We start from the raw sequence: 1,299 nt of genomic DNA, 5'->3' as shown, positions 1-1,299 counted from the left end.
GCTTAAGTTTGTCTTTTAATAAATTTGATACTTAATCAGAAAGAATAAAAGAGAGAATTAAGGTTAATATATACGGTGAAGCTTTCGACTTCGACAACATTGATAATCCTCTCTCTTTTCTACTAAAAATCACGTTCAGTTCTGTGAGACCTAGATCTCGATTTCAAGTTGTTGTGAGCCTCAGTAGGTTATTCTTTCATAAATCATTTCTTATGAATAAATATAATGAAACTTTTGGAATTGACATTAGTAAAGATGTTTTTGATTGTTATGGTAGTAAACAAGGCCATTTGCAGTTTAAAAACACAGAAATAGGATTCAAGGAGTTTCTAGAAAAGCTATCGAAGAATAGTTTAGTTGTTATGGAAGCAACAGGTTATTATCATTACAGATTTGCACAATTTTTGTACAAGAAAAATGTTGCTGTTTCTGTAGTAAATCCTTTGTCAGTAAAGCGTTTTATTCAGATGAAATTAGCCAAAGTAAAAACTGATAAAAGTGATGCCAAAGCAATTTGTGATTATGGTTTAACCCAAGAAGTTCCACTTTACAATGCCCTTACAGATACACAAAGTGAATGTTTACAGTTATTTCGTTTAATGGATAATTTACTAAAGACCAGAACAGCAACAAAGAATAAGCTACATGGAGAAGAAGTATTGGGCATTCCTTCAAAATGGGTGTATCGTTGTTTAAATAGAAACAAAAAACATTTAGATAAAGAGCTAAGAGGGATTGAACAAAAGCTTCTTTCTTTGGTAAAACAAGAGCAGCAAAACCAATTAACTTTATTGCAAAGTATACCAGGGATAGGAATGAAAACAGCTTTGTTTTTAATAGTTGTTACCGATGGGTTTAAGAAGTTTGAGACTGCATCACAGTTGTGCAGTTATGTTGGAATCACACCAACAATAAGAGAGTCAGGAAGCAGTGTTAGGGGAAGAGCAAGAATTAGTAAAGTTGGAAACAGAAAGTTAAGAAACCTACTTTTCTTATGTTCCTTTACTGCTTGTGTGCATAATAAAGGCTGTAGAGAAATTTACCAGCGAATTGTAAATAAAGGAAAGAGCAAGAAATTGGCATTAATTGCAGTTTCCAATAAGTTATTAAAACAATCTTTTGCTATTGCAAAATCAGGACATCCTTATGATGAAAGGTATATTTCTGTGTTAGCTTCCAAGTAGTAAATAGTTTTAAAAAAAATAGTATAAAAAAAGCCTAAACAAAAATTTAAGCTTAGAATACTAGTGAACAAAATTAATGAAGAAAAAACTTGTTTTTTAGCTCAGTTCTTTGTTG

The 1,299-nt window shown here is 31.3% G+C and carries 1 protein-coding gene; it reads left to right on the top strand.

Translation table 11 applies throughout. The features are described 5' to 3' along the window. Positions 1 to 212 precede the first annotated feature (212 nt). Positions 213 to 1,184 (top strand): IS110 family RNA-guided transposase, encoded by a 972-nt coding sequence (locus IEW75_RS15655; protein WP_134249415.1) that lies wholly within the window; start codon positions 213 to 215, stop codon positions 1,182 to 1,184. Positions 1,185 to 1,299 lie beyond the last annotated feature (115 nt).

Origin of the sequence: Lutibacter litoralis (assembly GCF_014646675.1) — a bacterium.
Lineage (GTDB): Bacteria > Bacteroidota > Bacteroidia > Flavobacteriales > Flavobacteriaceae > Lutibacter > Lutibacter litoralis.
Note: the sequence above shows the minus strand (reverse complement) of the source record. Positions and strands in the feature narration are given on the sequence as shown.

Excerpts from the sequence above, each read along its gene's own strand:
- IEW75_RS15655 (WP_134249415.1), top strand. The coding sequence starts at position 213 with ATGAATAAATATAATGAAACTTTTGGAATTGACATTAGTAAAGATGTT.